This window comes from Bradyrhizobium sp. Kon58, from assembly GCF_055807455.1.
On the sequence record NZ_JBVVOT010000013.1, the window covers coordinates 86,528 to 111,478 of the forward strand.

Genomic DNA, 24,951 nt, shown 5'->3' on the forward strand with positions numbered 1-24,951 from the left:
CGGGTCGCCCAATGCGACGTGCCCCTACCTTCCTGCAAGTTGTTTGCCGTCCGCGATGTCTGCAGCGACGTAGAGCGTAAACGGCGGCTTGGCGCGATTTGCGGGGATACCTGCTGTCACCATCACGAGGCCTCGCACGCATGACATCCTGCTGCCGGAAAACCGCCTGTCGCGAACCCGACAGGTCGCAAATCGAATGGTGGGCCTCTGCAATAGAAGCTGGTTTCATCTGCATCTCGACTGGCATGGGATTTGCCATTTGTGCTTTGCGAGAGAACTGAGAACGAGCCAGAGATGATCAACCTAACGAATAGCGCCATCAACGCACTGAAGGCCGCAATCTCCTCGACAGCGCAGCCGGCAACCGGTTTGCGGATCATGATCGAAGGCGGCGGCTGCCAGGGATTCACATATAAAATGGGTCTTGCTCATGAGCCAAGCTCCGATGAGACCGTGTTCGAGCAAGGCGGGATTAAAGTCTTTGTCGACAACGCGAGCCGGGCGCATCTCAACGGCACCACGATCGATTTCGTGGTGTCGCTCGAAGGATCAGGATTCCGCTTCGATAACCCAAATGCCAAATCGAGCTGTTCATGCGGCAAATCGTTCAGCTGAGTCGCCTTGGTACGCTTGGCAATGGAATGAGCATCGAACATGGGCCTGAAGGCTGAACCTACGAAGCAGTCTCGGACTATCGAGCCTTCCGATCGCGAGCGGATTGTCCGCGCCGTGCTCGATGAGAGTCGGCCAAGCCTCAGGCGCGATCGGGGACATTGTGAGCTCGTCGCAATAGACGGCGACAAGATCATGGTCGGGCTAACCGGCGCTTGCAGGGTATGCAAGCTTGCGGGCACGACGCTCGCGGCTATTCAGGCGCGCCTGATCGAGCGGCTCGGAAAGTTTGCCCGCCTGATCCCGTTCCCCGGAGCTGCCAAAGTGAGGGCTTAAATGCAGAGCGAACTCTCCGTGCGTCCGATTTACCTGGACAATAACGCCACGACCCCTGCACATCCTTTGGTGGTCGCCGCGATGCTGCCGTTCTTCTCTGGGCAATTCGGCAATGCGTCGTCCGGGCATGCATTCGGCATTGAGGTTGCACCCGCATTGACGCAGGCGCGCCGAAATGTGCAGGCTCTCATTGGCGCGGCATTCGATCACGAAATCGTTTTCACCTCCGGCGCGACGGAATCTGACAACACTGCGATCCTGTCCGCGCTCGCCGTGCAGGAAGGACGCGACGAGATCGTCACAACCGCCGTTGAGCATTCGGCCGTGCTGTCTCTTGCCGAGGAGCTGGGCCGACGAGGAATCAAGATCCATGTCATTCCGGTCGATGCAAGCGGTCGATTGGACATCGAGAGTTATGGCAATGCCTTGTCGGAGCGTACGTCAGTCGCCTCGATCATGTGGGCGAATAATGAGACCGGTACGATCTTTCCGGTGAAGTCCCTCGCCAAGATGGCGCGCTCAGTCGGCGCGCTCTTTCACACCGATGCAGTCCAGGCCGTCGGGCGGATTCCCATTGACCTGAAGACGACGGACATCGATATGCTGTCGCTCTCCGGCCACAAGCTCCATGGTCCGAAGGGCATCGGCGCGCTGTATGTCCGCAAGGACATTAAGTTCCGGCCGCTGATCTTCGGCGGCGTGCAAGAGCGGCGTCGCCGCGCTGGCACCGAAAACGTCCCAGGCATTGTTGGGCTCGGCAAGGCGGCGGAACTCGCGGCGGCACACCTCATACAAGATCAGATCCAGATTTGCGCCCTTCGCGACCGGCTGGAGCGCGGCATTCTCGCGCTCGGCGGTTGCATCGTGCTTGGTGATATCAAAAACCGCCTGCCAAATACCTCTAACATTGCCTTCGAGCGTCTCGAAGCGGAGGCCATCGTCCACCACCTGAATCGTGACGGAATTGCCACCTCACTCGGTTCAGCCTGCGCGTGCGGCTCGATGGAGCCGTCCCATGTCCTGCGCGCGATGAGAGTAGCGCCGGCGTTTTTGCGCGGTGCGGTTCGCTTCTCGCTCTCGCGAGAGACGGCGCTGGATGAGATCGATCGTGTGCTGCAAGTCCTGGCGCACATTACTTCCGAACAGAGAGCCCTGTTGCGTGCGTGTCAGGAGCGTGCGGGCGAGAGTTCGCAACCTGCAGAGCCCCTATGAAGGTCATGATTCGTCGTTCGCCTGAGACAGGCCTTTCGATTTATGTACCCAAGAAAGATCTTGAGGAGCCGATCGTCGGCTGGGAGCACGAGACGCTGTGGGGTGGTTGGATTAAAATCGCAAACGGCTGGGTGCTCGACCTACCGGCGATGGCGAGCGACACCACCCTACCAATCACCATAAACGCCAAGAAGCGCGGCGGCGAAGCAACCGAAAAATGAAACTCCGTGTCTATGGACGTCGTCCAACTGGGATGTCCAGGGAAGTCTTGGCGGGCGCGGTGAGCGCGTACCGGTCAACGCGACAGCCCATGCAGCCTTGTTCGGAACCAAGATCGTGCTGCCGCGCGCTGCCAAAGGCAGTATCTTGGCCGGGGCGCAGCATCGAGGCATCCGGCCAGCGGGATGGCGTTGGTGGGGAGGCCTTCGCGACCTCCCCTTTTCGGCGGCCGCCAGGCCGCTCGTTGCATTCCGCGCGTCTTAACAGCGTCAGGCCAATGGCTGGACTCCATAAGGTTCAGCTTTGAATGGTTGAGTCGCGCGCCGGCCCAGATCGCAGGCTCAGAAGTATCAACCTTCGTGATGATCCCTGACCCTGGCGAGCGGGCGTTTCTCTTCACCTGGTTGACAATGCCCTTCCGGAGCATCACGCAGGGGTCCGCGTGATCTTCCATGGCATAGGTCAGTCACAGGACTGCTTTCTCTGCTTCTAGGCTCGCCTTATCAACCTGTCCTTCAAAGCGCCCCGGACGTCTTTTGCGGATTGTGCTTTGCCTAGGCGTCACGTTCTGACGGAAGATCAACTTTCAAGCGACGCCACCCGCCTGCCGTTTGCCGAAGCCATAGCTGACGCTGCCTGCCGGGCCTCAAAACAATGGTGTCAGCGCTGTTGTGATCGCAACCCTTGTCAGCTTTCCAACATGAATTGATAAAGCTAACAATCGACCAGGGCTTAGCTAAGTACTTGAAAGCGAAATCTTAAATTCATCCTGCAGGAATGGCACGCCAGTTGCTCTTGGCTTTCCAGAAAGACTCTGGGGATGCTTGCCGAAAGGGTTCGGCTTGCGAAGAGAATTGGAACAATGAGTACTTCAGCGCAACACCAGGTATCCTGCGGCGGCGAGATCAGCGAGACCATGCAAGTCATGGCGACGCACAAGGGCTGCGGTACGATCGGTGGCAGCGGTAAGGCAAGCTGCGGATCTCAGGCTGGCATCGCCAATCTGCCAATTGAGATCTGGGAAAAGGTGAAGAACCATCCGTGTTACAGCGAGGAGGCGCACCACCATTATGCCCGCATGCATGTCGCCGTCGCACCCGCCTGCAATATCCAATGCAATTACTGCAATCGTAAGTACGATTGCGCTAACGAATCGCGTCCTGGCATTGTCAGTGAAAAGTTGACGCCGGTGCAGGCCGCCAAGAAGGTGCTGGCGGTCGCTTCCGCGATCCCTCAGATGAGCGTGGTCGGCGTTGCCGGTCCTGGCGATCCGCTCGCGAACCCGGACAAGACATTCAGGACATTCGAGCTCGTCAATAGGATCGCGCCAGATCTCAAGCTGTGCCTCTCGACGAACGGCCTTGCGCTACCCGATCATGTCGACACAATCGCGAGACTCAAGGTCGACCACGTGACGATCACGATCAACATGATCGACCCCGAAATTGGTGCAAAGATCCATCCGTGGATCTTTTACGGCCACAAGCGCTGCACCGGCATTGAAGCCGCAAGAATACTCAGCAATCGACAGCTCCAAGGGCTGGAGATGCTCACCGCGCGCGGCGTCCTGTGCAAGGTCAACTCGGTGATGATCCCGGGGATTAACGATCAGCATCTGGTCGAGGTTAACAAGGCCGTGAAGTCGCGCGGCGCCTTCCTGCATAACGTGATGCCGCTGATATCGTCGCCGGAGCATGGGACCGTCTTCGGCCTCAGGGGGCAACGCGGCCCGACTGCACAGGAAGTGGTAGCATTGCAGGATAGCTGCGAAAGCGAGATGAGCATGATGCGTCACTGTCGCCAGTGCCGGGCCGACGCTGTCGGACTGCTCGGGGAGGACCGCGGCGCGGAGTTCACCATGGAAAAAATCATGGCGATGGACATCAAATACGACGAGCAGGCCCGGAAGGAGTATCAGGCTAAGGTTGAGAAGGCGCGCACCGCGAACCTTGTGGCCAAGCAGGAGGCGCTTGCGCGGCTCGCCAGCGCGTCCAGCGAAATCAAGGTGCTGGTGGCGGTTGCAACCAAGGGCTCGGGATTGATCAACCAGCACTTCGGTCATGCCAAGGAGTTCCAGGTCTACGAGCTCTCGACTTCAGGCGCAAAATACGTTGGTCATCGAGCAATACATTCCTATTGCCAAGGTGGTCATGGCGAGGACAGCAAGCTCGAAATGGCCATCGGCGCCATCAAGGATTGCCACGCCATATTCGTGTCAAAGATCGGCGGCTGCCCGAAGGCCGAATTGATCAAGGCCGGCATAGAGCCGGTCGATCGGTACGCCTGCGAGTTCATCGATGGCTCGGTCACCGCCTGGTTCAAACTCTATCTCGATAAAGTCAATGAGGGGAAGATCCAACACGTTGAAAGGGTCGATGCAGCGGCCCGCTCCAACGCGCTGACTTCCGCCGCCTGAGGATGGGTTCAAGTAATGCCGTTCAAGATCATCGCGTCGCAATGCACGGGCTGTTCGGCGTGCGAAACGCAATGCCAGAACCTCGCTATTTCCGAGCGAGCCGGCGTTTTCCTGATTGATCCTGAGAAATGCACCGAGTGCGCCGGCTACTTTGACGAGCCACAATGCGTGGCGGTTTGCCCCGTTGACAATACATGCGTGCTCGACGCGGCGCTGCCGCGTCACCAGGAGCCTGCTTGAGGGCCACGATGGATGTCATGACAACACTAGCGGTTCAGAAACTCGGGCGGTTGATGCTCCGCATTGACGGGCGGCGGCCGCGGCTGTGCGAGACGTTGTATCGAACTGTGGAACGGGGACGACAGCATGAGCAACATCGCCCGCGATAGTGAGATCGTCGAGCTGACGGACGCCCCCTTGTTTGACTATGGCGACAAGGTGCGGGCCAACCGCACCATCCGCAACGACGGCACTTATGTGGGCAAGGAGATTGGTGAGGTTCTGGTCAAGAAAGGTGAGCTTGGCTATGTCGTCTCGATCGGCACGTTCCTACAACAATTTTATATCTATGGGGTCGAATTCCTCGGCTCCGGCTATCGCGTCGGCATGAAAGGCAAGGAGCTCGATCTAGTCAGGCGAAGCCGCGAAGGCGAGGAGCCTTCCTTGCCAGGAGCGGCATCCCGATGATCGAACCAAGACTGCCAAGATACCAGTCAGGCCAACGTGTCAAGGCGGCGATAGATCTGCTCAACGACGGTTCCTTTCCCGACGCGTCGCCGGAAGAGTGTCTGGTCAGCGTCGGGCACGTTGGTGAGATCGTCCAGATCGGTCGCCATACGGAAGCGAACCTATTCATTTATATGGTCGATTTCGGCAAGCAGTTGGTGGTTGGCTGCATCGAGGCAGAAATCTCTGCACTCTAGGAGATTGCGCAATGAACGCGGCAATCATCAGGAGACATCATGCCGGCTTGCCTGCCCATCCCAACGAGCTCGACCGGTGGCGAATCGTGCGCGCACTCACGAAGCGCGAGCGCTACCGATATGTCTCGCCAGAGGTGACTGCGGTTCCTGGCGGCTATCTAGTCGAGAGCCCGTGTTGCTCAGGCAATATCAATGCGGAGGGTGGCCTCGTCGAGATCGCGCTGCTGCGCCACGACAGGACGGGGGCGGCATGGCAGCTGTTCCGCAAAGATCACGGTAAGGACGTCTGGGAGTGGCATTCGACCCATCAACGGCTTGGCTTGGCGACAACGGTTCTGAATGCCGATCCTGAACGTTTATTCTGGCGATGAGGATTTGTGGATGGTGCGCCAAGGCGAATTGACCATGATCGAGCAGACGCTCGCCGCTATTGACACAGGCTCTGAGCCCTGCCTGACGCTCCGGCAGAAATTTCCACATCTTGCCTGGATTTGTTGCGACGCCTCCGACATGACGCACACTCCGTTCCGCCGGTTTGGCCAGTTCGACCTGCATTTACTCGACTGCGGAGATCAATGTGCACAGATCACGAATGATCCGCGGCGCGCCAGCGGCATTGTGCTGGCCAAGCGCTCTGCCATGTCATGATCAAGCAATCGCCTGCCGGTGCCAGGCTCACAGGGCGCTAGGCCCGCGGGTTGTTTGCCATGCCGTCGTGCCCGGCCTGGCGAAACATCACGATCAGGTCGCTCGCTCGTTCATCGGGTCCATGACATGGGGCAGGCGATGGTTTCGCATCTTGTTCGCTGGGGATGGAATTTCCTGGCTATCTCTACGTGGCCCCTTCGATCAAGAATACTGCGGCGGTCAAATGAGGAAGAGCAAGCCGTGCTCGATCTGCTGACGAAGAAAACCTCAGCCGTCGCAGGATTCGCATTTGTGACTACTCGACCTAGTTCCGCAGAACCCCAGCAGGTATGAGAGGACGTTCGTTCTTCGCGCGGTAACGCCATACACTCGTGAAGGCCGGTTTATCATGCGCGGGAGCACAACGATCGTCCTGGCCGATCCAGCGCTACTCCGCGCCTGAATATTGCTCTGCGAAACGTCTTCTTGAGTGAAGTTGATGTATTTAAGCAAGAAGCGCTTTTGAGTTGTTTTTTGAAGGACCGAAACGATCATCCCTGTCTCGATAGCGTGCTTCCATGTTGAACCACCTGGCGTGCGTCGGGAATCGGGTTTGTCACGCGGACAAAGATACAGAAGGACAGAGAACAAATTCGCGTGTAGTTCATGTTCTTATCTGGAAGATAAAAGCCAGCTTGAATAGTCGCCGATGGTCATTGATATGGTAATGGGAAGCAGTTGCGGCGTTTTTCAAAAACAAGGCGCTGCAGATAGATGTGCAAAGCGAAATCGGAGAACATAACGTGGCGAAAAGCACCAAGCGCAAAGAATATAGTAAGGACGAGGTCAAGCTGCTCAAGGCGCACTCAAGGGCCCGCACCCCTGTAGCTAGGGTTTCAAAGCTTATGAAGCGATCCGAAGGCTCCCTAAGGCAGAAAGCGTCTACCTTGGGGATTGGCTTGGGCCACCAGCGCTGAGATGGGATTCAGCTTCGGAAATCGACCGGCGTGATGATCGAGATCGTCAGGCGGCGTGCGGTTGCCGGCCAGTTGGTCGTCTCAGGCTCGGCGCCGACGGTTAGGTCGTGCGGCGAACGAGCTGACCGGTTTCTCCGTCGATCCGGTTACTTGACCTAAACCCGACCGATTGTCGTGTTCAATCAGCGACTCAAGCGAATCGCTCGTCGCAACGTGCTGCTTAGGCTCTGAATATAGATTTGCCGGGCCCGGAAAATACGGTGTGCGAGCGCGTCGATCGACGGCAGGCACGCCTCGTTCGCCGCTAAGCCATCTGCCGCTGCGTCCACCCTGCTCAAGGCGCGGCGACCGAAACCTAGAATGCCCCAAGAGGAGAGATTGGTACCCTCTTTCCGACCCGTGGGCGCTGGATCGACCCCTTGAAGTTGCATGCCGGTAAGCCGCAGACAAAAGAGAACCGCGGTCCGGCCTACGACGAAGTATAAGGAAATCCGGCGGGAGATGTGCGTCCGGCAGGCGCAGAAGCGTACAAGCGTTTGTATGTTCATGGGGAGCCGCGCTGGCATCCGCTTGTGTTCGAGATGATGTGAGGTGAGCGAAGCGGCCGTGAACGCTGTTCATCGTCGTGATCGAGACGTGGATATCGCCGCCGCGACGGCCGCGCGAATATCGCGGCGGCGGCGTCGGAGTTCATGACCGGTAAAGAGACCTGAATTGCGGGTCGCACGCGCTAGCAGTGTTTGCGGCAGCATCGTCTCACCTGACATCATCGAAGAACGATTGCGTCTGACGTCCCGCGGCCGGAACGCTCGTCCAACTGCACGATCGATATGTTGCCTCAGGCAATTTTAAGCGTGTCGCCGCCGATTTCGCGGTTGCAAGGGCAGAGCTCATCAGTTTGTATCGCATCCAGAACGCGTAACGTGTCGGTGGGGCTGCGGCCGACATTGAGGCTAGTCGCATAGACATGCTGGATCGTGTTCTCAGGATCGACGATGAAGGTATAGCGATGTGCGATGCCATCACGCGAGCGCACTCCAAGGCCATCGACCAGTGCGCCCTTGGTGTCGGCAAACTGCCAGATGGATAGACGGTGCAGGTCCTTATGGTCACGCCGCCAGGCGAGCTTGCAAAACTCGTTATCGGTCGACCCACCAAGCACGATTGCGTCGCGATCGGCGAAATCCTTCGTCAGGCGGGCAAACTCGGCGATTTCGGTCGGGCAGACGAATGTGAAATCCTTCGGGTAAAAGAAGATGACTTTCCATTTGCCGGGGAAACTTCTCTCAGTCAGCGTCTCGAAAGCGCTTTGCCCGTCCTCCTCCTGCAGGTGAAAGCCGGGCTTCACGCCTATGATGTCGAACGGCGGCAACTTACTTCCAATTCCAAGCATATTGTCCTCACAACATCGGGTCTCACGGAACAGCCTTCAGCGACTGAGCAAGCAATATGCCACCCGATCTGGCGGCAAGTGCCTGCCATGCCCTCGTGGAACATTCGCCTTTGATGTTGGCGACATCCTCGAGCCCGATCTGCAACATGTCGTCTCCTCAATTGTCTCGGGCGTAAGGCGCGGGATTTCCCGTTTGTGCTCCTTGGCCGGCGCTCGCAGTGGAATCCGAGCGCCGAGGCTTTGTCGGGTTTCTGTCAGAGCCCTTGCAGCTGTCCGGTCCGCCACAGCACGCTGGCGTCCGAGGCCACGCTGTTAGTCGAGGGTGATCAGAGGCTTAATGCAGGTGCGAAGGAAATGGCACGCCAGTTGCTAACTGGATGGAGCAACAACGAGCGAGGGCTGAGGGCACGCCGACGCTGATGGCGAGCGATGGCCTCCTTCCCGAAATTCGTGTGCCCATGATTTCTACGAGAGAAACAGGCTCGCGCATTCGGCGCGAGAAATTAGCAATCGGTTGATGGAGAGCAACATGTCTTCGCTGAGACAAATCGCGTTTTATGGCAAGGGTGGCATCGGCAAATCGACGACGTCGCAAAATACGCTGGCGGCCCTTGCTGAGCTGGGCCAAAGGATTCTGATCGTCGGCTGCGATCCCAAAGCGGACTCGACTCGCCTCATCCTGCACGCCAAAGCGCAAGACACCATTCTGAGCCTGGCGGCGAATGCCGGCAGCGTCGAGGACCTCGAAATCGAGGACGTCATCAAGCTCGGCTACAGGGACATTCGATGCGTCGAGTCCGGTGGTCCGGAGCCGGGGGTCGGCTGCGCCGGACGGGGCGTGATCACGTCCATCAACTTTCTGGAAGAGAATGGCGCTTATGAGGACATTGACTACGTCTCTTACGACGTGCTCGGCGACGTCGTCTGCGGCGGCTTCGCGATGCCTATCCGTGAGAATAAGGCACAGGAAATCTACATCGTGATGTCCGGCGAGATGATGGCGATGTATGCCGCCAACAACATCTCGAAGGGTATTCTGAAGTATGCGAATTCCGGCGGCGTGCGTCTCGGCGGCCTGATCTGCAACGAGCGGCAGACCGACAAGGAGCTGGAGCTTGCCGATGCTCTTGCCAAGAAGCTCGGCAGCCGGCTGATCTACTTCGTGCCGCGCGACAATGTCGTGCAGCACGCGGAGCTGCGCCGAATGACCGTGCTGGAATACGCGCCGGACTCCAAGCAGGCGGATCACTATCGCAATCTCGCGACCAAGATCCACAATAATGCCGGACAAGGCGCTATCCCGACGCCAATCAGCATGGACGAGCTCGAAGATATGCTCATGGAGCACGGCATCATCAAGCCCGTCGACGAGAGCCAGGTCGGCAAGACCGCTGCCGAGCTTGCCGCTATTTCGGCATAGTTCATGTTGTCGGCCTTCTCGATCCGGGAAGGCCGACATCGTCCACTCAGAAGCTGTGCGAAAGTTATGATCGGCACACAAGGAAAAACGGCCGACACGATCTCATCTCGCGTATCGGTAGCTCACGCCGCCGAGCAGCGCGACGCGAGTGAGCTCTACCAGCTTCTGACCGGGCGCCATCCGGCAGAAGTCGACATCAGCGACAATGATGACTTCGATCACCATGTGCTCGCTTGCATTCTGGCCACATCAGCCATGGATGGCGGCCAACTTCCCGAGCGGGCTGGCTTGACCAACCAGGAGCTCAATGCGCTGTTGGTGCAATACTTCCCATCCACCCCGGTCAGGAGCTATACCTGGCGCGATCAGTCCGCCTTACCGGCGCCTGACGAGACAGTTATGGTACGCGACCTCCTGCTTGCGCAACGTTCCACTCGTGGCGAGGTTGGCGGCTGGCTCGCGACGATGATCGCGCGGCGCGCCATGGAGCCTAATCACTTGTGGGAAGATCTCGGCCTGCAGAAGCGGGATGAATTGTCCCGTGTCCTCATGCGCCATTTCGGGCCGCTGGCGGCTCGCAATAGGAAGAACATGCGCTGGAAGCGCTTCTTCTATCGCATGCTATGCGAAGATGACGGCCTGGTGATGTGTACCACGCCGGTCTGCACGGAATGCAATGATTTTGATCTTTGCTTCGGCGAAGAGAGCGGGGAGAGCCGGATGGCCGGACGTCGGCGGGATCATCTGCGCCGCCTTGATGACGCCGTCCAAGCCGTCCCAAGCTTGAAAGGCTGAGTTCATTATTGATACCCCTCTTTGGCGCCATTGCGGGTATATCCTACGAGCTTTCGGCCACCTGTCGCATGGCGGGTGAAAACAGGTCGGGGCAAACGATTGCGCGCACCCGACCTAGGGTCGAGGCGGCGTCTGATGATCGTGGGTTGATAGCTCGAGGAGCCGACAATGCGCCGCTGAAGGAAGTTGCCGTCGCACTCAGACAGCTCCGTTGCGGTGATACCGGCGTGCTGCTATCCGAACTGGAAAAAACCGCGGTCGTCGGTACAGCCCCTGCGTCCCGTACCGTGCCGCTTAACAAGGCGATTGTCGACGAGCATGTCTTTACCAATGAATCCGGCATCCACGTCCACGGGCTGTTAAAGGACCCGGCGCAGCTACGAAGGGCTCGACTCGGGGCCGCCCGAGCGCTCCCTCCGGATTGTAATCGGCAAGCATTCAGGGTTCGCCGCGATCACCTTGCTGCTGTCGTGCAACTTTCTTTCGGCGCCGAGCAAAGCGAAACCATCTCCGCGCCCGTCCGCAAGCATGCCATCGAGCACCAAGGTCTGGTTGCGCAGGAAACGGTGGTGGCGATCTGGCGCGACATTCACGAGAGCTCGCTCGTCACCAGCGAATCAGCCACGCGCGTCGCGCGATCGGGTTGAAACATTCCAGCCTGGTCGTTTCTGGGCGCGGATCGAGATGGAGGTTGAGAATGACGACGGATGGGATCCTTGCGCGATTGAACAAGGCCTCTGCGGCAGAGGATTTTTTTGCACTGCTCGGCGTCGAGTACGATGCGAAAATCGTCGATGTGGCGCGGCTTCATATCCTGCGCCGCATGGGCCAATATCTCGCAGGCGAGGAGTTGACCGGTGCATCTGATCCTGAGATCGCCGCGCGTTGCAGGGCCACGCTTGAGCGCGCCTATGCCGACTTCGTCACGTCCTCGCCGATCGAACAGCGCGTATTCAAGGTGCTAAAGGATGCGACCGCACCACAAGCGAACAAGCATCCCGCATTGATCCAGCTCGATTTGTTGGAGTGAATTGAAGCTTATATGTCGTGCTCTGGACCGTGAAGGTCCCAAGAGCCTCACAGCAAGCCATGGCTTCGAATTCAAGCGGAAAGTTGCAGTTGCGCCTCGCGGATCCGCAGTTCATCACCACGGCTCCTTAGGGGCCAATCACGACTCACCGCCGACATTTCCATCCTTTCGAGCTGGTACGCAGGTGTACCTATCTCCTGCAATCATGTGCCGGCAGCGGGACCGCACATGTTGCGCGGAAAACTCAGCAATGTTCAGATGAGTGTCTTCTGTCGCATTCCGGACACGGGTCAGTACGATCTCGAATGTTTCGACCTCGTGAGAGGCCGCCAATCCGACTTCGTTCTTCAGTAAGTTTGTGAAATAGCGGTCAATTTTCATCGCCTGCGCAATTGGTACGACAATTGCTGACATATGCTCAGCTAGTCTGGAGCAGCGCATGCACGTCTTGGTCCGCATCGATTGTATTTTTGACGCCGCGCAGGTTCGCGCGCGCTGCCTGCCGGCACCATAATGCGTCGCGACGCCAAAGCGATGGTCGCATACCTGGCTCAGCTGAAAGGTGCGTTTGATTCGTGCGCCCCCATTGGCCGATCCTTGGCCGAGGTTTCGCGGGGAGGGCCGTTGCTCAACAACGCCGGCCGTGCGGCGCTGTTGACCGGGCGCCTTGAGCGCCGCCCCTCCTGTCCTCGCCAGGAGTTGCGGGCCTGTCGCTATGATCGGCAAGAAACAAGCGCACTCGGAGCAATGAGATCGCGCTTCCACCGGCAACGACGCGGCCGACAATCGTACCAGCCGAGCCCCTCGCAGGTCCTCGATCTGTTGCACCTCGGTTGCATCTCTAAAATGAGGAGGACCAATCGATCGGCACGCGTGACCGGCCCGGTCGGTGCCTTAGCAGTGCCGGGAACCAAACCGTCGTCCCAGAATGCCGCATCCGGAACGAACCGGAAGCGCATGCTTCCGGGCTCGTCGTCAAGATCCAGCAACGGCTGTGTCGGCCCCGCGCTGCTGCCACGCGGTGCTGTCGCGATGCCGGCCGGCATCCGGCCCGACGCTTAACTGAAGAAATCTTCAAGCGCAAATTCCAACCTGGAGGCGGAGCATGCGCCGCTGGCGAGCCGCTACTGAATGCGAATGGGAGTACAGATGATGAGCACCGCACCGAAAAGTGCAGCTCCGGCCGCGGGTGGTGGTCGCGCGGCGACCAAGAGGGAACTGCCCGAGCGATTTAAGCCGTATAAGCACGTCTGGGTTTTCATCGAGCAGGAACGCGGGGTTGTGCACCCCGTCTCATGGGAGCTGATGGGGGCGGGCCGCCGGCTCGCCGACAAGCTCAATGTTGACCTCGCCGCGGTTGTCATCGGCCCGGTCGGGGAGACAACGCAGCAGGCGGTCGCCGAATCCTTCTGCTACGGCGCCGACCTCGCCTATATCGTCGCGGACAATCTCTTGGCCGATTATCGCAACCAGTCCTATACGAAGGCCCTGTCAGAGCTGGTCAACACTTATAAGCCGGAAATCCTACTCCTAGGGGCAACAACACTCGGCCGTGATCTCGCCGGCTCAGTGGCCACCACACTGCTCACCGGCCTAACTGCCGACTGCACCGAGCTCGATGTCGATGCCGACGGCTCGCTTGCGGCGACCCGGCCGACGTTTGGCGGCTCACTGTTGTGCACGATCTACACACTCAACTATCGTCCACAGATGGCAACCGTCCGTCCGCGCGTGATGCCGATGCCCGAGCGCGTGGAAGGCGCCGTCTCGCGCGTCATCTCGCATCCGCTCGGGCTTGTAGAAGAAGATATCGTCACAAAGGTCCTGTCATTCCTGCCAGACCGCCATTCTACAAAGTCCAACCTTGCCTATGCCGACGTGGTCGTCGCTGGAGGGCTCGGTCTGGGATCGCCTGAAAATTTCCAACTGGTACACCAGCTCGCGGACGTGCTTGGCGCCGAATATGGCTGCTCGCGGCCGCTGGTCCAGAAGGGCTGGGCCACCTCGGACCGACAAATCGGCCAGACCGGGAAAACCATCCGGCCAAAGCTCTATATCGCGGCCGGCATTTCCGGCGCTATCCAGCATCGCGTCGGCGTGGAGGGCGGCGACCTCATCGTTGCCATCAACACTGACAAGAACGCTCCGATCTTCGACTTCGCCCATATCGGCATCGTCACCGACGCTATTCGACTGTTGCCGGCGTTGACCTCTGCATTCCGCGCGCAGCTATCGCCGCACTCGCACGACCGCATCGCTGGCTAGGGGAGCTTGTTATGATTCAGGAAAGATTCGACGCCATCGTCGTCGGTGCTGGCATGGGCGGGAACGCGGCGGCGCTTACAATGGCCGAGCGGGGGCTGAAAGTGCTGCAGCTGGAACGCGGCGAGTATTCCGGGTCGAAGAACGTGCAAGGGGCCATCCTTTATGCCGACATGCTGGAGAAGCTGATCCCGAACTTCCGAGAAGATGCGCCGCTTGAGCGGCATCTAGTCGAGCAACGCTTCTGGATCCTGGACGAGCGTTCGCACACCGGGATTCACTATCGATCCGATGATTTCAACGAGGAGAAGCCGAACCGCTACACCATCATCCGCGCCCAGTTCGATAAATGGTTGTCGCAGAAGGTCCGCGACGCCGGCGCTACAGTGCTGTGCGAGACCACGGTGACCGAGCTCCTCCAGGATTCCTATGGCAGGGTCGTCGGGGTGCGCACAGACCGCGATGGGGGTGAAATCCATGCAGATGTTGTCGTGCTGGCCGAGGGGGTGAACGGAGTGCTCGGGACGGGCGCGGGCTTAAGAGGGCGGCCGAAACCGGACAAGGTCGCACTCGCGGTTAAGGAGATGCATTTTTTGTCACGCGAGACAATCGACGCTCGCTTCAATCTCAAAGGCGACGAGGGGCTCGTCATCGAAGCGGTCGGAACCATCTCCCGCGGCATGACCGGTATGGGCTTCATCTATTCCAATAAGGAATGCATCTCGCTCGGTATTGGCTGTCTTGTTGCCGACTTCCAGCGTACCGGCGAGACGCCTTACGGCCTGCTCGAGGGTTTCAAGCGTCACCCCTCCGTCGCGCCGCTCATCGAAGGTTCGGAAGTCAAGGAATATTCTGCGCACTTGATACCCGAAGGAGGGTACAGGGCGATCCCGCAGCTTTGCGGGGAGGGCTGGGTGGTCGTCGGAGACGCCGCCCAGCTTAACAACGCGATCCATCGCGAGGGGTCCAATTTGGCGATGACGTCGGGCCGTATCGCGGCGGAAGCGATCTGCCTTATCAGATCGCGAAAAGATCCGATGACGGCCAAAAATCTTTCACTTTACAAGAAAATGCTAACTGATTCTTTCGTGATCAAGGACCTGAAAAAGTACAAGGATATGCCGGCACTCATGCATACCCACTCGCAGAACTTCTTTCTCACATATCCGCAGCTCTTCTCCAGGGCGATGCAGGATTACGTGCGCGTCGACGGCACACCAAAACTCGAGAAAGAGAAGCTGATGCTGAGCTCATTCATCAAGGCGCGGTCTTGGAGTGGGCTGTTTAGCGATGCCCTGCGCATTGCCCGGGCCTGGCGGTGATCCAAACCTAAGACAACGACGAACGACGGAGCCAGAAACAATGCCGAGCGAGCCATCCCAACGTGTCGAGGATAAACTATTCTACAACCGTTATCTTGTCGATTCCGGCCGTGCCCATATCAAGGTGCGTCCGCACACCACGCCATCCTCGCGGCTCTTGTCGATGTTGAAGGCCTGTCCTGCACGGTGCTACGAGCTCAGCGATAAAGGTCATGTTGAGGTGACAGTCGACGGGTGTATCGAATGCGGCACCTGCAGGGTGATCTGCGAAGAAAGTGGTGATATCGAGTGGAGTTACCCACGCGGCGGTTACGGTGTCCTATTCAAGTTCGGTTAAAACTTCGGGTGAGAGCCCTGCCACGGCGGCTACGTCGTTCTCGCGATGCAACTAAATCACGCGTGGAATCGGCGTTAACCCGGTCACGTTCAACCGGTGTCCCAATCTTTCCATCTACCCGGCGGGCCCTTGCATGTGGACAAACGCAGTTTTCGGTTTCCGCTATAATATTCCCGAAGATAGCCAAAGCGAGCGGATCCGAAGCAAGGGTGCAAACGCAACGTCGTCCGTCTCGGATCTGGTCCACGGTCTGGTTGTCTTCCGGAATATCTGGCCGGTTTCGTCCTCCCTGGAAGGTTGGCGGTGATCCGCCCGCCGCCACCGGCTCGCTGCCTATCACCTACTGACGGAATGTTGGAAGCAGGCCTTCGCTCGCCGTAGCCACGACCCGACAACATGCCATCCCGCGCCTTGTAGACTAGAAAAGCACGAGCGCATCACGAAAATAGCGCATTCTGAGTCCTTCGCGCGACCGCCGGTTCCGCGTTCGTCAGGCGGACTGCGCGCATGCACCACACAACTTTGCACTTCCATTCCGCTGTATCGCCGGGATATATCGTCCGCCGGAGAGCATGACGATGGTTCGGGTACAAAAGAGCAGGGCAGGAGCTAACGCGTGGCGAGCAGATGCAGGGCGTGAGAGTTCGATTGGCGACATCCAGGCTCGCATAGTCGAACTGAGAAGCTTGCCGCGCGAGAAGCGGACAAGCTCAGTGGCGGTCCGCCGCAAACTGACAAAGGGTCTTCTCGGGTCACGCTGGATCGTCGGGGTGAACGCTCTGCCGCGCGTCTGCCATACACTCATGATCGTTGATCGATTTCCGGAGAATTGCGCCGGAAGTCGCCTCGCCTATTTGCTGGGTCGCGAGCCGCACCGGAATTTCGTCGAACCTCGCGTGCACGAGCACGGCGAAGGCTTGGCCAAAACACGCCGCCGCGTGCGCCGAACAGCGTGGTCCGCGCAACTACCGGGCCTGATACGTTAGTAGGCCCGCTCAGACGCCAGGAAAGCGCCTCGCGTGCTGTGACCAGCCGCACTTCACTGAGCTGCTGCAATAGTCTGACCGCATCCGATCGCAACTTCCATCGCGATCAGCACGACTATAACCCTCCAGACGCAGCGAGCGCCGTGTCTCGATGATGCCCGTCGGCGCGTTGGCCGTTCCGGAGATGGCCCGCAGTTTGCGCTGGAGCATCTCAAGCCGCTCCTTCAATTCGTATCCGTCTTTCAGGCGCGAATAGAGCCGCTCCAGCGCCGGCTTGCCCCAGAGTGCGTCGGGCTTCTCGGCAATGGCTGCGCGGCCCGCCACACGCTGCTGGACCAGGAGCGCATCGCCGATCAGCTGGAGAATGCCCTTGGGTCCTCGCGCGGTCGGCCGCGCTCGGCTAGTTCGCGTGCAAAGGGTGTCTTCGCGCCGGCGCCCGAAGGATTTCCGATTCAAGGAGGGAGGTAGAACGATTGTTCGAAACGGCACAGGTTGAGCAAAGACGGGGCACCCATGTGTGTCCAATTTCATCCAGAGTATGTCAGCTAACTCACGCGGCGAGCCTTGCGGGGACGGAACGTTTCAATGCGCAATCAGAGGCTTAAGCGCGGTGGCGGTGGTGGCATAGCTGTTGCTATCGAAGTCCCGCAGACCGAGCGGAGGCTATGTCCACACCCGGTCCGACATGGCGGAAGCAGGACGTTAGCGGTCGACCCAGGTGCGGAAACTGAAATGCCGTTTCGAGCGGTCTCCACACAAGGCCCGAGTAAAAAGGCAAGAGGGACCTGGACCATGCATATCGAACCGGGAATAGTAACAGGCGCCAAGCTTGTGTTGAGCTACGCCATAGGCCTTGCGACGTGCTGCGTCGCCGCCAAGCTTCTGGTCGAGGCTATGCGCGAGCGGGGCGCTCTGTCATTTGCCCTGCAAGCCATCGCCGCGACGCTTGTGTTCATGTTCTTCGAGATCCTGCCGCACTTTGCGGTTGGCGTCTCCGAGGTGCGCTTCGTCCACGGCTCGATGCTGTTTCTGTTGTTCGGCGCGGCGGCGGCTGCGTTTGGTCTTGCGCTCGGCCTGTTGCTGGAAAACATACTCTTTGTTCCGGCCGACCTGCCGCAATTTGGTATGAATGCCACGACGCTTCTGGTGCCGTTGTTTGCGATGCAGGCGCTCGCCAGTCGGCTCATCCCGTCCAACACCGCGCATCGCGATCTGCAGTACAGCAAGGCGCTTGCCCTCTCGACGGCGTATCAGTCTGGTATCGTTGTCTGCGTCACGTTTTGGGCCCTCTACGGCGCGGGCTTCGGCGCCGCCAATCTCTATAACATCGCATGGTTCGGGGGTTGCTACGCACTTATGTCCCTGGTCCAGCTAGAGGTTGAGATGGCTGTGCTGGCGCTCGCGAAACAAGTTGGGCGGCGTGACTGCGGGCGGAGTTGTCGCCAACCGCCTGTAGAAGGCATGTTGCCGTTGATAACAACGATGGCCGTCGGAGCGCCCGTTTTGCTCAAGCGATGCATACGCTTTCCCTTACAGTTGCCGTGAGCAGCGACCGCGGACGGCGCGTGCTTGCTGCTATCGGTGCCAGAAAGGCGGCCGAGCTTATGCTCATTTCGGACAAGGCCACCGGGAAATCTTATCACGCCGACTTGCGGCCGGCCGTCTGCACCTGCCTCGTCGCTAATCAGCGGACGCGCACGACGGAGTGCGTCCTGCCGGTGCGCGATGCAGCCGAGGCGGACTGCCGCAATGACGTGGAGCACGGGCCCGATTCGCTCAGCGCAGCAGCCGGGTCGCACAGCATCGCGGGCGAGGTTGGAGGTGAGGGGAGGGGTGCGCTGCTGATTCAGGAGGAATCATCTGTCGAGCGATCTTACCTACGGAACATTAGCACTGCTGCGATCGAGCGCCTTTGGCCACTTGGCAGCGCTCTGCTGCGCTCGTCGGGAATGGTTGCGGTCCGACAAAGAAAATCGCCATGCCAGGCTTGATCGTGGTGTTGACCATGCTCGCACTGTTCAGCATCGTCCTGGCCGGCGGGCTGACGGGGCCGGCAAAGGTCATCAGCACCGACACCCTTGAAATCAACAGAACACGCGTTCGACTCTGGGGCATTGACGCGCCGGATGAGACCCAAATGTGCCGAGATATCAAGGGCAATCCATATCAATGTGGCCTCAGGGCCGCGCGCGATCTTGAAAGCTTCGTTGAAGATCGCGAAGTCAGTTGCGTGCCAGTCCTGGAGGATGAGTGTGGACGGACGATAGCGACCTGTTCAGCTGGTGGCACCGATATTGGAGAATGGTTGGTGCGTAACGGTCTCGTGCTCGATTGGAAGCAATACTCCAGGGGACGATACTATGCTGCGCAACGCGCGGCCGATCGTGCCGGGCTGGGCTTATGGGCGGGCAGCTTTGCCGTACCTTGGTTATATCGAGCCTGCATTCGGTTGGGTGGTCGACCAGCCAGCTGTTCTGACGACGCGAACGCACATCCTTGATGGCTACCCCTACACCAGAATACGCGGTTGCTCCGCGTGAGGTGACAGTCACGGGCGAGCTGGCTCGATCGGGAGTGAGTCAAGCTCACCACTGCCGCCCAACCATGCTCAACGAGTAGGATGGTCTCGTACTCTTGGGCGGGATGGTCGGAAGCAATTCGGAGCAAATGAAGACGCTCTGCCGATCATATCGTTCTGTGATGCATCTTCTCCCCTGCAGCTCCGTAGGGCACTCATCGTATGACTCGGGCAAGCGAACTTTCTTAGCCGGCGCCCCGGAGCATCAGCGGCATACCTGGGATCCATTACTGTTCTATTCGTATTCGCGAGTTCGGTGGCGAATTGTTCGTGCCGCTCCGCGTGGTACATCGGGCCAGACGCCATGGCCGTGGGCACGCCGGTTGCCGATGGGCGTATCGTCCTCACCATGGGCGTTCGCGTTGCGACACTGAGGCTAGCGGTCAACGGGTCTCGGCCCAGAGGGCCTGCATCGGCATCTGGCACGGCGACTTTCTTCGGCCACGGTATCACCGGGGCCGTTGTCGGCGCAGCGCCCTCGGCGGTGCGCTGGAACGCGCCCAGCTCAATTGTCCATGCCGGACAATCACGGCGGCAAGTCTCCGATCCTTGCGGCGTTGACCTAGTGGGGTCAATGCTTTCGACGTTTTCGTCAGGACACGAGCTTCAGCCCGACAATGCCGGCCACGATCAGTCCGATGCTGGCAAAGCGAAACGCGGCGGCCGGCTCCCCGAACAGGATGATGCCGAGCGCCGCGGTGCCGACCGCGCCGATGCCGGTCCAGACCGCATAGGCAGTTCCAATGGGCAGCGTCTTCAGAGCGAGGCCGAGCAGGATCACGCTGCCAGCCATGGCCACGAGCGTGAGCACGGACGGAACGAGCTTGGTAAAGCCCTCGGTGTATTTGAGGCCAATTGCCCAGGCGACTTCCAGGAGGCCGGCGACCAACAAAATGCTCCAGGCCATGCCGACCTCCGTTCATGGCGGGGTCGTCCCCGCGGCTGATGTGATGATGAGCGGCAAGGCCGTCCTCGCCTGGGCTCCCGTTTCGTTTCGATCAGTCAGGGTCAACTGCTCTCAAGGATGAGCATTCCGACCTCAGTGGCTCGGCGAATTCACATGTTCGACAAAGCAGAAAACCGTCCGCGCCGTTCATGCGACTGGCAATCTTGCCAAATGTCGCCCCTTCGAAGAGATCCTTGTGTCTGTCGCGGAGAAGGTTGCCCAGAACGTGCCGTCGCTCAAAATCCATGCAGCAGAAAGTAACGTCGCCGTTTGGGAGAAGAACATTCCGATATTGCCGTTCGTCAGGACATGTCAGCACTCCAACGATTGGCTGTCTTGCTTCAACCATCCTAAGCTCGCCGCTCGCAGGCCTGCTGCGCGGGGGACGCGAGCGAACGAGCGCTTCGTCAGGTATTATGTCGACTAGTTCGGGATGCACCTCGCCCATGACTATGAAGAGCAGTGACGAAATGCCGGCATCAACAAGTTGACGCATCAAATCGACATAGCTGCGCCTGACGAGACCACTGTCCATATGCGTGCCGTCGTCAAAAACGTGCACCAGGAAACCGCGGAACTGCAACGCACGCAAGCGTCTTAGATCCCGCCCATTCATTCCTACGAGGGTTGTGAAAATCCGGATTCCATGGCCGCACGCGTAGGCATGCTCAACCATTTCGGTGCAAGCCGGATTGAGCCAAGGCTCCGAATACCCGGAAAAGCTGATGTCCACAGTTGCTGGTACGCGCGCCAGGCATCGCTTGAAATCTTGCAAAGAAAGATGCTTCACGTCGGATATAGCTCTTTGCCGTTCGGCGAACTTGTCCTGCGGGCAATAAGAACATCCGACGACACAGCCCGTTGTCGTGGTTACCTCCAAGACCCTGCCGCCACTAATTGCAGAGCGCAGCTCCTGTGCAGTCATCGATTGTATATTATCCACGTCCGCGCTCCGCCATTGGGAACAAAGAGATCTTGAGGGGGCACCCTCGCATTGCATCCCTCATGTCGGTTCGCTCATGCATCATCCTCGGTTCGTCGCCCATCACCGCAACACTTCACCGTCGCAAGCCGCGGCCGCGATCGATGAAGACAGCGCCGACGGCTCACTCACCCTAGCGCCCCCAGTCCAGCAGGATCCGGTGGCTGCCGAGTGCACATGCATCGACGGCATCGATCTAACCTCTCGCTTGTTCCAACAAGCATCACTCATGCCATTGCCGGTATTGTCCATAAGCCGACACATCCGCGATAACTGTCTTCGCAATGGCACATCGGAGGCGCAACTGCGATCGAAAGCGTACAATATGACGCTATGTACGATTTAAGCTCTCTCGAAATGAGTTGAATCGCAGCCTTCCTATGAAATGTGAGGCCGTTGCCGCCGCCCCAAGGGCCAAGTCATCATCATCGACGTGCATCGGGATCGGCCGCGCGAAGTGCCGACTGGGAATGCACTTTGCCGCAGTCAACAGTGCGAATTCTTTACCACCACTTCATGCACCAAGTCGTGAATCTCAATAGTTGGAAACGCTATACGAGGGAACGGCGTCGTCATGCTCTTCGTATGCTCGGGAGGGCGGCTGGATAAATATCCGGGCGCCAGGGCTACGGTCGGACTTGCGAGGCGTCTTCTCGATGATGGGTCCAGAACAGGAGTGGGGCCGCGCTGGCCTTGCGTACGAATGTTCCGCCCTACGGGCTTCCGACTTTTCTAAACCGCTGGAGCAAGTCGGCGGCGCTAGTAGGGCACGGGCGACTTCACCTATATCTACGGTATCGCGATGAGCAGTTTCACGGTTGGCTCGGGCGCGGTTCGCTCATCGTCTTTCACGGGGGATCAGTTCACCGACAACCTCATTGCGGTGTTCATCGGACAAAACTCGAGTGGCACGCGCAATTTCGCTTCGACTCCGAGCATCCTGCCGACCTTGATGCGCTTCTCGCTCGGTGTCGCGTACAACGACATCCTCAACCGACTTCGATATCCTTGGCTTCGCTTAAAAGCCTCTTTGTCTCGCCCAGTCGCTTGAAGTCAGGTTGAGCTGGTCCCGGTTGTCTGAACAGAATCTGCGCATCGATAAGTGGAGCGCGTCTGCCGGGGGTATGCTGCCAGGCGGAGCGGCAGCGAGGTGAAGTAGGCTTGATCGGGCGTGCTGCCGTCAAGACTCGAATGGGGACGTCTACTGTTATAAAAGTCGAGATATCGGCCGATCGAATTGCGCGCCTCGTTGACGCTATCATAGGCCCGTAGGTACACCTCCTCGTATTTGAGGCTGCGCCATGGCCGCTCGACGAACAGGTTGTCCCGCCCTTGCCGTCCATGCTGATCGCGATGCCGTTGTCGGCGAGCACGCCGGTAAAAGCCTGTCCGGTGAACTGGGAGCCCTGATCCGTATTGAAGATGTCCGGCTTGCCGTGACGAGCCAAGGCATCCTCCAGCGTCTCGACGCAGAAGGCTGCTTCCATGGTGATCGACAGCCGCCACGACAGAACCCGGCGTGTTGCCCAGTCCAGCACCACGGCGAGATAGACGAACCCACTCGCCATCGGGATGTAGGTGATGTCCATCGCCCAGACCTGGTTCGGCCGTGTGATCTCCATGCCGCGCAGCAGATACGGATGGATCTTGTGGCCGGGCTCGGGTTTTGTGGTGCGCGGACGGCGATAGAGCGCCTCTATCCCCATCCGCCGCATCAGCGTCTTGACATGCCGGCGGCCGATCTTGCACCCCTCGGCAGCCAGCAGGCCTCTCAACATTCGCGAACCGGCGAAAGGGAACTCCAGATGCAGCCAGTCGAGACGCCGCATGATCGCGAGATCGGCGTCCGGCACCGGACGCGGCAGGTAATAAACGCTGCCGCGGCTGATCTGCAGAATCTCCGCCTGCTTGGTGATCGACAGATCGTGCTCACGGTCGATCATCGCTTTGCGCTCAGCAATCCCGCCTTGGTGAGCGCTTCTTCTAAAAAATCGTTCTCCAGCGTCAGCTCTCCGATCTTGGCGTGCAGCGACTTCACGTCGATCGCAGGCGCGGCAGGCGACATGCTCCCAGAGCCGAAGACCCCGGAAGCGCCACCCTCCAACTGCGCCTTCCACGCCGTAATCTGATGGGGTGGACGTCGAACTGCTCGGCAAGCTGAGCTATCGTCCGGTCGCCCTTGACGGCGGCAAGCGCCACCTTTGCCTTGAAGGCCGGTGTGTGGTTCCGGCGCGATCGTCTGTTCATGGTCTCTCCTGTTCACGGCGATTATCGCCGCGTTTCAGGCAGAAACTCCACTTATCGTCTTGTTCAAATTTGCGGAGCCGGCTCTTTTCGCAGACGTCACAGAAATCCAGGCAAATGGCGACCCCCATCAAAGCACCTTCGGTGGCCAGGACACATACACGGTCACCCGCAGTGATGTTTTCCGTTCCCCAACCATCGTGCGCGTAGGGGCGATCTTGTCGTAGATCAGGCGCTCCTCTCCATAGCCGTTGTAGATCCGGGCTCGGTTCACGATCCCATGGTCGGTTGTCTCGTGCCAGGTCCCTGGAATTAGAATTTCGGGAGCTTCCAGCTCGTCCGTAATGTCGCGATCTCGAACGAGCTTGAGGATGTGCTCGCGCAATTCCGGCGAGACGGTTAACTCGGGCCACACAATCGCGATGCAGTTCTCCTTCAGAGCCTGATCGATCTGCTGAGAAATGGTGTCCTCAGCTGACGGTGCGTTAGTGCCAGAGATGATGAAGCGCTTATCGCACTCTGTTGAACAGCGCTCCGGCTGGAGCTCTAGTGCCTTGAACAGGCAAGCGCCCACCTTCCACTCACTCGCATCCGATGCGGTACTATGCAATGTGCGAGTATCCACGACCTGCACCGGGTAGCCCTTTATCACTGAGGGCAGGATCCGATGAAAGAGCAGGCCCCGTTTCGAGTAGGCTTGCAGCCTTCGAGCCGGACGCAATGCGCTCACGCCCTGCCGCGGAATGAACCAGCATCTAAGCTGCTCGACGTGCCACTCACTCGGCTGATCGGCCAATGAAACCGCCGATCAGCAAGCGCGTGATCAAGTTCCCGTATCAGGCCGCCCATTCTTACGGCTGCCAGTTCAGCCGCCTCATAGGATAGCGACCACGAGAGATGGCCATCTCCTATTGAGCCGGTGAAGCTCTCTCGTGCGTCCTCGATTCGCTTTTCTGTAAGATTTCGGTAGGCCTTGTGCACGCTTCCGGGAGCATTCCGAAACAGCGCGTCGAGCTCAATCAGAGCTTTCCTGAGATCATCCCGACTGGCATTCGTGATTAGCTCCTGTCGTTCGGCAAGCTCCCGCGCCTCTTTCTTCCAGGCATCAAAAAATTCTTCCAGGCATCAAAAACTGACGTTTCGGCTCGGTTGTCCACGCGCCCAGGCAAAATTTTCGTCCCAATCACCACCACCAATATATTCCATCGATAGGCGTGCGCCGACCAATTTGCAATTGGCCCGACCAGTTGCTCACACTTCATCGCCGGTGCCGAGCCGCCACAACCGAGCCGCTTTCGCAGAAGTGTACGGCCGCAGTGAAAACCTGCGCAAAA

General features: G+C 58.9%; 25 protein-coding genes and 2 pseudogenes. 20 read left to right on the top strand and 7 right to left on the bottom strand.

The window, feature by feature from the left end:
* The first annotated feature begins 294 nt into the window (after positions 1 to 294).
* The 10 genes from AC0L20_RS21675 (at position 295) to AC0L20_RS21720 (ending at position 6,366) form a co-directional block, all read left to right on the top strand.
* Entirely contained in the window at positions 295 to 615 is a 321-nt protein-coding gene (locus AC0L20_RS21675; RefSeq protein WP_007600027.1) for an iron-sulfur cluster assembly accessory protein, read from the top strand.
* 39 nt (positions 616 to 654) lie between these two features.
* Entirely contained in the window at positions 655 to 948 is a 294-nt protein-coding gene (locus tag AC0L20_RS21680; protein WP_438742988.1) for a NifU family protein, read from the top strand.
* Positions 949 to 2,160 carry a cysteine desulfurase NifS gene (nifS, locus tag AC0L20_RS21685; protein ID WP_007600029.1) on the top strand — a complete coding sequence of 404 codons (1,212 nt, stop codon included), beginning with the start codon at positions 949 to 951 and terminating at the stop codon, positions 2,158 to 2,160.
* Positions 2,157 to 2,381 (top strand): putative nitrogen fixation protein NifT, encoded by a 225-nt coding sequence (nifT, locus tag AC0L20_RS21690; RefSeq protein ID WP_007600030.1) that lies wholly within the window; start codon positions 2,157 to 2,159, stop codon positions 2,379 to 2,381. Before nifS ends, nifT begins: the two co-directional genes overlap by 4 nt.
* A gap of 860 nt (positions 2,382 to 3,241) precedes the next feature.
* Positions 3,242 to 4,795, top strand: a complete 1,554-nt coding sequence (nifB, locus tag AC0L20_RS21695; protein WP_473291946.1) for a nitrogenase cofactor biosynthesis protein NifB — start codon at positions 3,242 to 3,244, stop codon at positions 4,793 to 4,795.
* A gap of 15 nt (positions 4,796 to 4,810) precedes the next feature.
* Complete coding sequence (locus tag AC0L20_RS21700; protein WP_473291948.1) at positions 4,811 to 5,035, top strand: 4Fe-4S binding protein; 225 nt, start codon at positions 4,811 to 4,813, stop codon at positions 5,033 to 5,035.
* Between the two features lie 126 nt (positions 5,036 to 5,161).
* The gene (locus AC0L20_RS21705; RefSeq protein WP_007600033.1) at positions 5,162 to 5,482 is read left to right on the top strand and encodes a nitrogen fixation protein NifZ; all 321 of its coding nucleotides are present in this window, start codon (positions 5,162 to 5,164) and stop codon (positions 5,480 to 5,482) included.
* Entirely contained in the window at positions 5,479 to 5,718 is a 240-nt protein-coding gene (locus AC0L20_RS21710) for a nitrogen fixation protein NifZ (RefSeq protein WP_007600034.1), read from the top strand. Before AC0L20_RS21705 ends, AC0L20_RS21710 begins: the two co-directional genes overlap by 4 nt.
* An 11-nt stretch (positions 5,719 to 5,729) precedes the next feature.
* Positions 5,730 to 6,089, top strand: coding sequence for a DUF3024 domain-containing protein (locus AC0L20_RS21715; protein ID WP_007600036.1), 360 nt, complete (start codon positions 5,730 to 5,732; stop codon positions 6,087 to 6,089).
* Between the two features lie 10 nt (positions 6,090 to 6,099).
* Positions 6,100 to 6,366, top strand: coding sequence for a hypothetical protein (locus AC0L20_RS21720; protein WP_085394612.1), 267 nt, complete (start codon positions 6,100 to 6,102; stop codon positions 6,364 to 6,366).
* Positions 6,367 to 8,160: 1,794 nt separating this feature from the next.
* On the opposite strand, the gene AC0L20_RS21725 is transcribed toward AC0L20_RS21720, so the two are convergent.
* Together AC0L20_RS21725 and AC0L20_RS21730 are read right to left on the bottom strand one after the other, a co-directional pair.
* The gene (locus tag AC0L20_RS21725) at positions 8,161 to 8,715 is read right to left on the bottom strand and encodes a peroxiredoxin (protein WP_317245385.1); all 555 of its coding nucleotides are present in this window, start codon (positions 8,713 to 8,715) and stop codon (positions 8,161 to 8,163) included.
* Between the two features lie 22 nt (positions 8,716 to 8,737).
* Entirely contained in the window at positions 8,738 to 8,863 is a 126-nt protein-coding gene (locus AC0L20_RS21730) for a hypothetical protein (RefSeq protein WP_473291955.1), read from the bottom strand.
* A gap of 381 nt (positions 8,864 to 9,244) precedes the next feature.
* Here AC0L20_RS21730 and nifH point away from each other — a divergent pair, with 381 nt between their 5' ends.
* The 7 genes from nifH (at position 9,245) to AC0L20_RS21765 (ending at position 15,881) form a co-directional block, all read left to right on the top strand.
* The gene (gene nifH / locus AC0L20_RS21735; RefSeq protein ID WP_007600043.1) at positions 9,245 to 10,135 is read left to right on the top strand and encodes a nitrogenase iron protein; all 891 of its coding nucleotides are present in this window, start codon (positions 9,245 to 9,247) and stop codon (positions 10,133 to 10,135) included.
* A 66-nt stretch (positions 10,136 to 10,201) separates the two neighbouring features.
* Positions 10,202 to 10,930, top strand: coding sequence for a nitrogen fixation protein NifQ (locus AC0L20_RS21740; protein ID WP_473291957.1), 729 nt, complete (start codon positions 10,202 to 10,204; stop codon positions 10,928 to 10,930).
* A 68-nt stretch (positions 10,931 to 10,998) separates the two neighbouring features.
* The gene (locus tag AC0L20_RS21745) at positions 10,999 to 11,577 is read left to right on the top strand and encodes a hypothetical protein (protein WP_473291959.1); all 579 of its coding nucleotides are present in this window, start codon (positions 10,999 to 11,001) and stop codon (positions 11,575 to 11,577) included.
* 50 nt (positions 11,578 to 11,627) lie between these two features.
* The gene (nifW, locus tag AC0L20_RS21750; RefSeq protein WP_473292087.1) at positions 11,628 to 11,960 is read left to right on the top strand and encodes a nitrogenase stabilizing/protective protein NifW; all 333 of its coding nucleotides are present in this window, start codon (positions 11,628 to 11,630) and stop codon (positions 11,958 to 11,960) included.
* A gap of 1,149 nt (positions 11,961 to 13,109) precedes the next feature.
* Positions 13,110 to 14,225: an electron transfer flavoprotein subunit alpha/FixB family protein gene (locus tag AC0L20_RS21755; RefSeq protein ID WP_473291961.1), complete on the top strand. Its 1,116-nt coding sequence runs from the start codon at positions 13,110 to 13,112 to the stop codon at positions 14,223 to 14,225.
* Between the two features lie 11 nt (positions 14,226 to 14,236).
* A complete protein-coding gene (locus AC0L20_RS21760) occupies positions 14,237 to 15,544 on the top strand; it encodes an FAD-binding protein (RefSeq protein WP_473250695.1) in 1,308 nt (435 codons plus the stop codon).
* A gap of 40 nt (positions 15,545 to 15,584) precedes the next feature.
* Positions 15,585 to 15,881, top strand: coding sequence for a ferredoxin family protein (locus AC0L20_RS21765; protein ID WP_007600062.1), 297 nt, complete (start codon positions 15,585 to 15,587; stop codon positions 15,879 to 15,881).
* Between the two features lie 1,039 nt (positions 15,882 to 16,920).
* On the opposite strand, the pseudogene AC0L20_RS21770 reads toward AC0L20_RS21765, so the two are convergent.
* Positions 16,921 to 17,286: pseudogene (locus AC0L20_RS21770) on the bottom strand (RMD1 family protein); the annotation flags it as partial.
* Positions 17,287 to 17,659: 373 nt separating this feature from the next.
* Here AC0L20_RS21770 and AC0L20_RS21775 point away from each other — a divergent pair.
* The gene (locus AC0L20_RS21775; RefSeq protein ID WP_473291965.1) at positions 17,660 to 18,412 is read left to right on the top strand and encodes an energy-coupling factor ABC transporter permease; all 753 of its coding nucleotides are present in this window, start codon (positions 17,660 to 17,662) and stop codon (positions 18,410 to 18,412) included.
* Between the two features lie 433 nt (positions 18,413 to 18,845).
* Positions 18,846 to 19,367: a thermonuclease family protein gene (locus AC0L20_RS21780; RefSeq protein WP_007605661.1), complete on the top strand. Its 522-nt coding sequence runs from the start codon at positions 18,846 to 18,848 to the stop codon at positions 19,365 to 19,367.
* A 670-nt stretch (positions 19,368 to 20,037) separates the two neighbouring features.
* Here the strand turns inward: AC0L20_RS21780 and sugE are convergent.
* Positions 20,038 to 20,352, bottom strand: a complete 315-nt coding sequence (gene sugE / locus AC0L20_RS21785) for a quaternary ammonium compound efflux SMR transporter SugE (protein WP_007600067.1) — start codon at positions 20,350 to 20,352, stop codon at positions 20,038 to 20,040.
* Between the two features lie 91 nt (positions 20,353 to 20,443).
* Positions 20,444 to 21,316, bottom strand: a complete 873-nt coding sequence (locus AC0L20_RS21790; protein ID WP_473291969.1) for a radical SAM/SPASM domain-containing protein — start codon at positions 21,314 to 21,316, stop codon at positions 20,444 to 20,446.
* 859 nt (positions 21,317 to 22,175) lie between these two features.
* On the opposite strand from AC0L20_RS21790, the gene AC0L20_RS21795 reads away from it, so the two are divergent.
* Positions 22,176 to 22,424 (top strand): hypothetical protein, encoded by a 249-nt coding sequence (locus AC0L20_RS21795; protein WP_317245378.1) that lies wholly within the window; start codon positions 22,176 to 22,178, stop codon positions 22,422 to 22,424.
* Positions 22,425 to 22,498: 74 nt separating this feature from the next.
* On the opposite strand, the pseudogene AC0L20_RS21800 reads toward AC0L20_RS21795, so the two are convergent.
* Both AC0L20_RS21800 and AC0L20_RS21805 read right to left on the bottom strand, forming a co-directional pair.
* Positions 22,499 to 23,620 (bottom strand): annotated as a pseudogene (locus AC0L20_RS21800) (IS3 family transposase); the annotation flags it as partial.
* Positions 23,621 to 23,747: 127 nt separating this feature from the next.
* Positions 23,748 to 24,413 carry a hypothetical protein gene (locus AC0L20_RS21805; protein WP_473291976.1) on the bottom strand — a complete coding sequence of 222 codons (666 nt, stop codon included), beginning with the start codon at positions 24,411 to 24,413 and terminating at the stop codon, positions 23,748 to 23,750.
* Positions 24,414 to 24,951: the final 538 nt, after the last annotated feature.